Annotated in this window: 2 protein-coding genes; both read left to right on the top strand. The window is 70.9% G+C overall.

Annotated elements, in window-relative coordinates; genetic code table 11:
• The coding region (locus U9983_RS24700; RefSeq protein ID WP_322756308.1) for an SDR family NAD(P)-dependent oxidoreductase at positions 1–8,404 on the top strand (8,404 nt) is incomplete at its 5' end.
• 25 nt (positions 8,405–8,429) lie between these two features.
• Positions 8,430–8,594, top strand: a complete 165-nt coding sequence (locus tag U9983_RS24705; RefSeq protein ID WP_322756309.1) for a hypothetical protein — start codon at positions 8,430–8,432, stop codon at positions 8,592–8,594.
• The last annotated feature ends 41 nt before the right edge of the window (positions 8,595–8,635 follow it).

Here is an 8,635-nt window from a genome sequence, read left to right on the forward strand (position 1 = left end):
GGACGAGACCGAGAAGCCAGCGGGCACCGTAGCCGATGACACGTTCTGGGCGGCCGTGCAGCGCCAGGACACCGGAGCGCTGGCGTCCACTTTGGGCGTCGCGGAGGATGCGCTGGACGCGGTCCTTCCTGCGCTCGCCGCGTGGCGCGGTAGCGAGGACACCTGCTCGGTGCTGGACTCATGGCGGCACCGAGTCCTCTGGCGGCACGTGCCCACCACGGGGTTCGGCGAATTCGACGGCCGCTGGCTGCTCGTGGTTCCCGACCTTGGCGAGGCGGCTTTTCTTGAGGCGATAGCGCGCGGCCTGGCCGATCGTGGCGCAGAGGTGGTCTCGGTGACGGTCTCCGGCGCTGCCGGGCGGAGCTCGATCGCAGAGCTGATCCACGCCGCCGCCGAGGACGCGCCGGTCGCCGGTGTGCTGTCGTTGCTCGCCATGGCCCAAACGCCTGTTCCCGGGAGCGACGTGCTGCCCTCGGGGTTCGCCATGAATGTGGCGCTCGTCCAGGCCCTGGGCGACGCTGACGTGACGGCGCCGCTGTGGTGCGCGACGCGCGGAGCGGTCTCGGTGGATGACGTCGAACCGGTGACCACCCCGATGCATGCGCTGCTGTGGGGGCTCGCGCCCGTGGTGTCCGACGAGCATCCCGAACGCTGGGGCGGGGTGGTCGACCTGCCGGAGCACGTGGACGACGCCGTCACCCGGCGGCTTGCGTGCGTGCTGTCCGGGCCGAAGGGCGAGCACGAGGTCGCGGTGCGGACGGACGGTGTTTACGTCCGGCGGCTGGTGCGCGCTCCCCTCGGCGGCAGGATGCCGGCCCGTCGCTGGAAGCCTCAGGGCACGGTGCTGATCACTGGAGGCATGGGGGCGATCGGTGGCCACGTCGCTCGCTGGCTGGCGGCACGGGGAGCTGAGCACTTGCTGCTCCTCGGCCGCCGGGGCGAGCAGACTCCGGGTGCGGTCGGCCTGGCCGCCGAACTGACCGCCTTGGGCGCGAAGGTCACGCTGGCCTCATGTGACGTCGCAGACCAGGACGACCTCGCCCGTGTGCTGTCCGAGATCCCGCGGGAGTACCCGCTGTCCGCCGTGATCCACAGCGCGGCTGCGCTGCATGACGGGCTGGTGGACTCCCTGACCCCGGAGTTGATCGACCGCGCGCTGCGGGCCAAGGTCGGCGGTGCGCTGAACCTGCACGAGCTGACCCGTGACCTGGACCTGTCGGCATTCGTGCTGTTCTCGTCGATCGGCGGCACATTCGGGATCGCCGGCCAGGGCAACTACGCGCCGGGCAACGCGTTCCTCGACGCGTTCGCGCGGAGCCTGCGGGCGCAGGGGCGGCAGGCCGCGTCGATCGCCTGGGGACACTGGGCCGGGGGTGGCATCGCCGGCCCCGAGATCGAGAAGGCGCTGGTGCGTCGCGGTTCGACGTTTCTCGATCCGGAACTGGCCGTGGAAGGGCTTGGCCAGGTTCTCGATCACGAGGACACGTTCCTGGCGTTGTTCGAGTTCCGTTGGGAGGAAATGCCGCAGGTCCTGGGGCTCCGCGAGCTCCCGCTGCTGTCCGAGGTGCCCGAGGTGCGGCGGGCACGTGCTGCCCACACGGACAAGCGGTCCGTGACGTCCCTGGCCCGCGAGGGCCTGTCGGGGCTCTCCGCGGACGAGTTGTCGGGGCGACTGCTGGACATCGTCCGCGACGAGGCCGCGGTGGTGCTGAGGCACGGGTCGGCCAAAGCGATTTCAGTTGGCCGTGGATTCCTCGACCTGGGCTTCGATTCCCTGACCGCGGTGGAGTTGCGTAACCGGCTGAGCGCCGCGATCGGGATCCGCCTGTCGCAGACGGTGGTTTTCGACTACCCCACGCCGAAGGCACTCGCCGGGCATCTCGGCGCGGAGCTCTCCGGCGGGGTGCGAAACGAGGTCACCGCGCTCGCGCCGCGGAAAGCCGACCCCGAGGCGGATCCGATCGTGATCGTGGGCATGGGCTGCCGGTTCCCCGGCGGCGTGCGCGGCCCGGAGGATTTGTGGCGCGTTGTGGCCGACGGCAGGGACGTCGTGACGGCGTTCCCAGCGGATCGCGGCTGGGACCTCGACGGGTTGTTCGATCCGGATCCGGACCGGGTGGGCAAGTCCTACGTCTCCCAGGGCGGATTCCTCCCCGACGCCACGGAGTTCGACGCCGGGTTCTTCGGGATCTCGCCGCGTGAGGCGCTGGCGATGGATCCGCAGCAGCGGCTGGTGCTGGAGACCTCATGGGAGCTGTTCGAGCGTGCCGGGATCGACCCGGAGGCCCTGCGGGGCAGTGACACGGGGGTGTTCGTCGGCGCGACAGGCCGGGAGTACGCCGAGCTGGCCAGGGCCACCGACGATGTGGAGGGTTATCTTTCCACCGGCACCGCGGGCAGCGTGACCTCGGGCCGCGTGTCCTATACCTACGGATTCCAGGGACCGGCGATGACGGTGGACACCGCGTGCTCGTCTTCGCTGGTGGCGATCCACCTCGCCGCGCAGGCGCTGCGGCAGGGCGAGTGCTCGCTGGCCCTGGCCGGTGGCGTGACCGTGATGGTGACTCCGGAGCTGTTCGTCGAGTTCTCCCGCCAGCGTGGGCTGTCGCCCGACGGCCGGTGTCGGGCCTTCGCCGACGCTGCGAACGGAACCGGGTTCAGCGAAGGGGCCGGCCTGGTCCTGTTGGAGAGGCTGTCCGACGCTCGCCGCAGCGGCCACGAGGTCCTCGCCGTGCTGCGGGGATCCGCGGTGAACCAGGACGGCGCCAGCAGCGGGCTGACCGCGCCGAACGGGCTGGCGCAGCAACGGGTGATCCGCGCGGCGCTGGCCAGTGCCGGTCTGTCCGCCTCGGATGTGGATGCAGTCGAGGCCCACGGGACGGGGACCCGGTTGGGCGACCCGATCGAGGCACAAGCGCTGCTGGCGACCTACGGCCGGGATCGTCCAGCGGATAGTCCGCTGTGGCTCGGGTCGGTGAAGTCGAACATCGGGCACACCCAGGCCGCGGCCGGCGTCGCCGGGGTGATCAAGATGGTGCTGGCTCTGCAGCACGGCGTGCTCCCGGGGACCCTGCACGTGGACGCCCCGTCGCGTCATGTGGACTGGTCGTCCGGTGCGGTGGAACTGCTGCCCGAGGCACGGAAGTGGCCGGATCCGGGGCGGCCTCGCCGCGCCGGGGTGTCCTCATTCGGGGTAAGCGGCACGAACGTGCACCTGATCGTGGAACAGGCCGAGCCGGAACCCGGGGAGCGTCGCCCGGCCACGGCAGGAAACGGGCCGGTGCCCTTGGTGCTGTCCGCCAAGAGCGGCCAGGCGCTGAACGCACAGGCGGAGCGCTTGGCGGCCGACATGGAACGATTGACTCAGCTCGATCCGCTCAACGTGGGGTATTCACTGGTCGCGCGCACGTCCTTTCCGCACCGGGCGGTGCTGGTCGCGCGTGCCGGCGAGGATTGGGATCCGGGGCTGCGGGCCTTGGCCGGTGGGCTGCCGGCGGCCGGGGTGGCCACCGGTGTCGCCGACATGGACGGTGGTGGCGGCGGTGTGGTGTTCGTCTTTCCCGGTCAGGGATGGCAGTGGGCGGGGATGGGCGCCGCGCTGCTGGAGTCGTCCCCGGTGTTCGCTGAGCGGTTGCGGGAGTGCGCGGCGGTCCTTGACGAGCTGACGGGTTGGTCGCTGCTCGATGTCGTGTGCGGCGTCGAAGGCGCGCCGTCGACCGACCGGGTGGACGTGCTGCAGCCGGTGCTGTTCGCGTTGATGATCTCGCTGGCCCGGCTGTGGGAGTCGCTGGGGGTGCGGCCGTCGGCCGTGGTGGGGCATTCGCAGGGTGAGATAGCGGCCGCCTGCCTGGCCGGCGGCCTGTCGTTGGGCGACGCGGCGCGAGTGGTGGTCCTTCGGTCCCGTATCCTCGCCGAGTCGCTGGCCGGCAGCGGCGGCATGGTTTCGGTGTCGGCTCCGGTGGAACTGGTGCGGGATCTGCTGCCCTCGGACGGCGTCCGTGCCGAGATGGCCGCGGTGAACGGCCCGGCGTCGGTCGTGGTGGCGGGTGACACCGCGACTCTGGACGAGCTGCGGGCCCGGTGTGCCCAGCAGGGGGTGCAGGCGCGGCGGATCGCATCGGACTGCCCGACACACACCTGGCGGGTCGAGGCGTTGCGGGACGAGCTGCTGACCGTGCTGGCCGGCCTGACACCGCGCTCCGGTGACGTGCCGTTCTTTTCCACTGCGGACGGACAGTGGCTGGACACCGCGTCACTCGACGCGGAGTACTGGTATCGCAACATGCGGCTGCCGGTGAACTTCGCCGAGGCGGTCCGGTCGCTGGCAGAACAGGGTTGCGACGCGTTCGTCGAGGTCAGTGCGCACCCTGTGCTGGTGCCGAGCGTGCAGGACGTCCTGGACGGGCATGTCACCGCCGTCGGCTCGCTGCGCCGGGACGACGGCGGCCTCGACCGGTTCCTCCTTTCCGCCGGTGAGCTGTATGTGCGCGGCGTCGACATCGACTGGTCCGGGTACTTCGCCGGCACCGGCGCCCGCCGAGTCGACCTGCCGACCTACGCCTTCCAACGCCAGCGGTACTGGCCGGAGCGCCCGGCCACGACCGGCGACGCCAGGATGCTGGGCCTGGCGCAGACCGATCACCCGTTGATCGGGGGAGCCGTGGACCTGGCTGGCGGGGATGGCGTACTGCTGACGGGGCGGCTGTCGTTGCGTACGCATCCCTGGCTGGCCGATCACGCCGTGGCCGGTTCGGTTCTGGTGCCCGGTACGGCGTTCGTGGAGATGGCGGTCCGTGCCGGGGACGAGGTCGGCTGTGGGCAGCTCGCCGAGCTGACTCTCCAGGCGCCGCTGGTACTTTCCGAGGACGGTGCGGTGCAGCTCCAGGTGGTCGTCGCGAACCCCGACGACGGCGGTTGCCGCGAACTCACCGTGTACGCACGCCCGGAGGGGGCCGAGACCGGCGCCTGGTCGCTCCACGCCCGTGGTGCGTTGTCGTCGGCTCGTGCGGAGGAGCCGGCCGAGGAGCTGGCGGTGTGGCCGCCGCGGGGTGCCGAGGTGGTGGCGGTGGAGGGCTTCTACGACCACCTGGCCGGGTCCGGTTACGGCTATGGTCCCGCGTTCCGGGGTGTCCGGGCCGTCTGGCGGCGTGGTGAGGAGCTGTTCGCCGAGGTGGTGCTGCCCGAGTCGGTGAGTGGTGAGGCGCCCCGGTTCGGTCTGCATCCGGCCCTGCTGGACGCGGCCCTGCACCCGATGGCTCGGGAGCTGTCGGCCCTGGAGGAGGGCCAGGTCCGGCTGCCGTTCGTGTGGTCCGGGGTGACGCTGCACGCGGCCGGGGCGTCGGCGGTGCGGGTACGGCTGGCCGCGGTCGGCCCGGACGCGGTCTGCGTCGCCGTCGCGGACACCGAGGGACGCCCGGTGCTGTCGGCCGATTCCTTGGGCAGCCGGCAGATACCCGCCGCACAACTGGGTGGCGGGGCTCCGGCTCAGGACACGCTCTATCGGCTCGACTGGACCCCGTTGGCGCATGACGCCGCCCAGACGGTGCCTGCGGGAATGCGGTGGGCGGTGTTCGGCGACGACCGCGACGCCGCCACGGTGACGGCCGGGCTCGCCGCCGCGGGACTGACCGTAGGCCCGTCGTCCAGCACGCTCGAGGGACTGCTCACGGTGGACCGGCTGGCGGATCCGTCGGCGAAAGCGTCGGTGTTGGCTCCCGACATCGTCGTCGTCCCCTGCTTTGACGCCACGGACGACGTACACGGCGTGACGCGCCGCGCCCTGGAACTCGTCCAGAACTGGCTGGCTGACGAACGGTTCGCCGGGGCGAGGCTGCTGGTCCTGACTCGTGGTGCGGTACCCGTCCAACCCGGCGAGTCCGCGAACGGCTTGGCCGGTGCGGCACTGTGGGGTCTGCTGCGGGCGGCACAGACGGAGAACCCCGGGCGTCTGGTCCTCGTCGACGCGGACGACCTAAAGACCCTGGACCGGCACCTGCCCGTGCTGCTGGTCACCGGTGAGCCCCAATTCGCCGTACGACGCGGCGAGGCGTATGTGGCCCGGCTCGTACGGGTCACCCAGCAGCAGACCCTGACAGCTCCAGATGCCGATGGTCTGCCCTGGCGGCTGGACATCACCGAGAAAGGCAGCTTGGACAACCTGGCGCTCGTACCCTGCCCCGAGGCGGCGGCGCCGCTGGCGGCGGGTCAGGTACGGATCGAGGTCCGTGCCGCCGGCCTCAACTTCCGGGATGTGCTGAACGCTCTCGGCATGTACCCGGGCGAGGTGAGCGCCCTGGGCAGCGAGGCAGCCGGAGTCGTCACCGAAGTCGCACCGGACGTGGCGGACTTCGCGGTCGGCGACCGGATCACGGGCATTATGACCGGTGGCTTCGGTCCACTGGCCGTGGCGGACTCCCGGATGCTGGTCCGTGTGCCGAGCGGCTGGTCCTTTGCCCAGGCCGCCACCACACCGATCGTCTTCGCAACGGCGTGGTACGGGTTACGGGAGCTGGGTGGTCTGGCGGCTGGTCAGAAGGTGCTCATCCACGCCGGTGCGGGTGGTGTGGGAATGGCGGCGGTGCGGTTGGCGCGGCTGTGGGGTGCGCAGGTGTACGCCACCGCGAGCCCGGCCAAGCATGGGGTGCTGCGCGACATGGGCCTGGACGCCGACCACATCGCCTCGTCGCGTGATCTGGAGTTCCGTGACCGGTTCCCGGCCGTGGATGTCGTACTGAACTCCCTGACGGGGGAGTTCGTGGACGCCTCTGTGGAACTGCTTGCTCCCGGCGGCCGGTTCGTGGAGATGGGCAAGATGGACATCCCTGACGGCGAAGCCGCGGCCGAGACGCGCTCCGACGTCACGTACCGGGCGTTCGATCTGAGTGAGGCCGGTCCGGAACGGATCGGGGAGATGCTCGTCGAGCTGATGGGTCAGTTCGAGGCGGGTGCGTTGGAGCCCCTTCCGGTCACGGCGTGGGATGTGCGCCGGGCCCGGGAGGCGTTCCGGTACATGTCCCAGGCCCGGCACATCGGCAAGATCGCGCTGACCGTTCAGCGGAGCTGGCCGTCCGAGGGCTCGGTGTTGATCACGGGGGGTACGGGGACGCTGGGCGGGCTGCTGGCCCGGCACCTGGTCACCGAGCACGGCGTGCGGGACCTATTGCTGACGTCACGTCGGGGACCGGAGGCGCCGGGTACGGCGGAGTTGGAGGCCGAGCTGTCGGCGCTGGGTGCGCGGGTGACGATCGCGGCCTGCGACGCCACCGACCGCGAGGCGCTGGCCGCTCTGCTGAGCCGCCATGCGGTGGGTGCTGTGGTGCATGCGGCGGGTGTGCTGCACGACGGTGTGATCGGGTCGCTGACCCCGGAGCGGCTGGAGACGGTGCTGCGGACGAAGGTGGACGCGGCGCTCAACCTGCACGAGCTCACCGCGGATCTGGACCTGTCGGCGTTCGTGCTGTTCTCCTCCGCCGCCGGAGTCCTGGGCGGTGCGGGTCAGGCGAACTACGCGGCGGCCAACACCGCGCTCGACGCGCTCGCCGTGCGGCGTGCGGTGTCCGGGATCCCCGGCGTTTCCCTCGCCTGGGGCTTGTGGGAGCAGGCCAGCGGCATGACCAGCCACCTCGCGGACACCGACCGGCGCCGCATGAGCGGCATGGGAGTGGCCCCGATGTCCTCCACCGAGGGCCTGGCCCTGTTCGACGCCGCGCTCCGCTCGGGCGAGCCGGTGCTGGTCCCGGTGCGGCTGAACATGGCCGCCCTGCGCGACGGCACACGGGAGACACCGGCCGTGCTGCGCGGGCTCGTCCGCACCCCGGCACGCCGTACGGCCGCTGCGTTGTCCGGCAACGGCACGGGCGGCCCGGGCAAGCAGGCCGCGTTCGCGGAGCGGCTCGCGATGCTGCCAGAGGGCGGCCGGCACCCGGCGATGGTGGACCTGATCCGTACGCAGGCGGCAGCAGTCCTGGGGCACAGCTCGCCCCAGCTGGTCGGAAGCGACCAACTGTTCAAGGACCTCGGCTTCGACTCGCTCACCGCCGTGGAACTCCGTAACCGCCTCAATACGGCTACCGGTTCCCGGCTGCCCGCCACGCTTGTCTTCGACCACCCGACCCCGAGCGCGCTGGCCGAGCACCTGCTCACCGAGGTCCTCGGGGACAGTGAGGCCGAACAGGCGGAGAGCCAGCTCTTTGCGCAACTCGACGAGCTGGGCGCGCTCATGGCCGGCATGGCGCTCGACACCGCTCTGCGGCCCCGCGTCACCGCCCGTCTCCGCGCTCTCCTGTCCCAGGAAGACGGCGGGACGGACAGGTCGACCGATACCAGGACCGCCGCCATTCGTGATCTCGATTCCGCTTCGGACGACGAACTCTTCGCCATGCTCGACAACAAGTTCGACGAATAGGGCGGATTAAGGAGTATCGGGAACAATGGCTGCCGAGGACGAACTCCGGGATTGCCGCAAGGGTGCGATAGCCGACGTGCGCCAGGACCGCCGACGGGTGTGGGAACTCGAGGAGAAGGGGCAGGAGCCGATCACGTTCGACACTGAGGCGGCGAGCGATGACGAGCTCTTCGACCTCGTCGACAACTGACTGTTCACAGGAGCTGATTCAGATGTCAACCAAACGGGTGG

Source organism: Protofrankia sp. Cas3, from assembly GCF_963555955.1.
Classification (GTDB): Bacteria; Actinomycetota; Actinomycetes; order Frankiales; family Frankiaceae; genus Protofrankia.

Bases quoted from the DNA above. Each gene is read 5' to 3' on its own strand.
- U9983_RS24705 (WP_322756309.1), top strand. From the start codon at position 8,430: ATGGCTGCCGAGGACGAACTCCGGGATTGCCGCAAGGGTGCGATAGCC.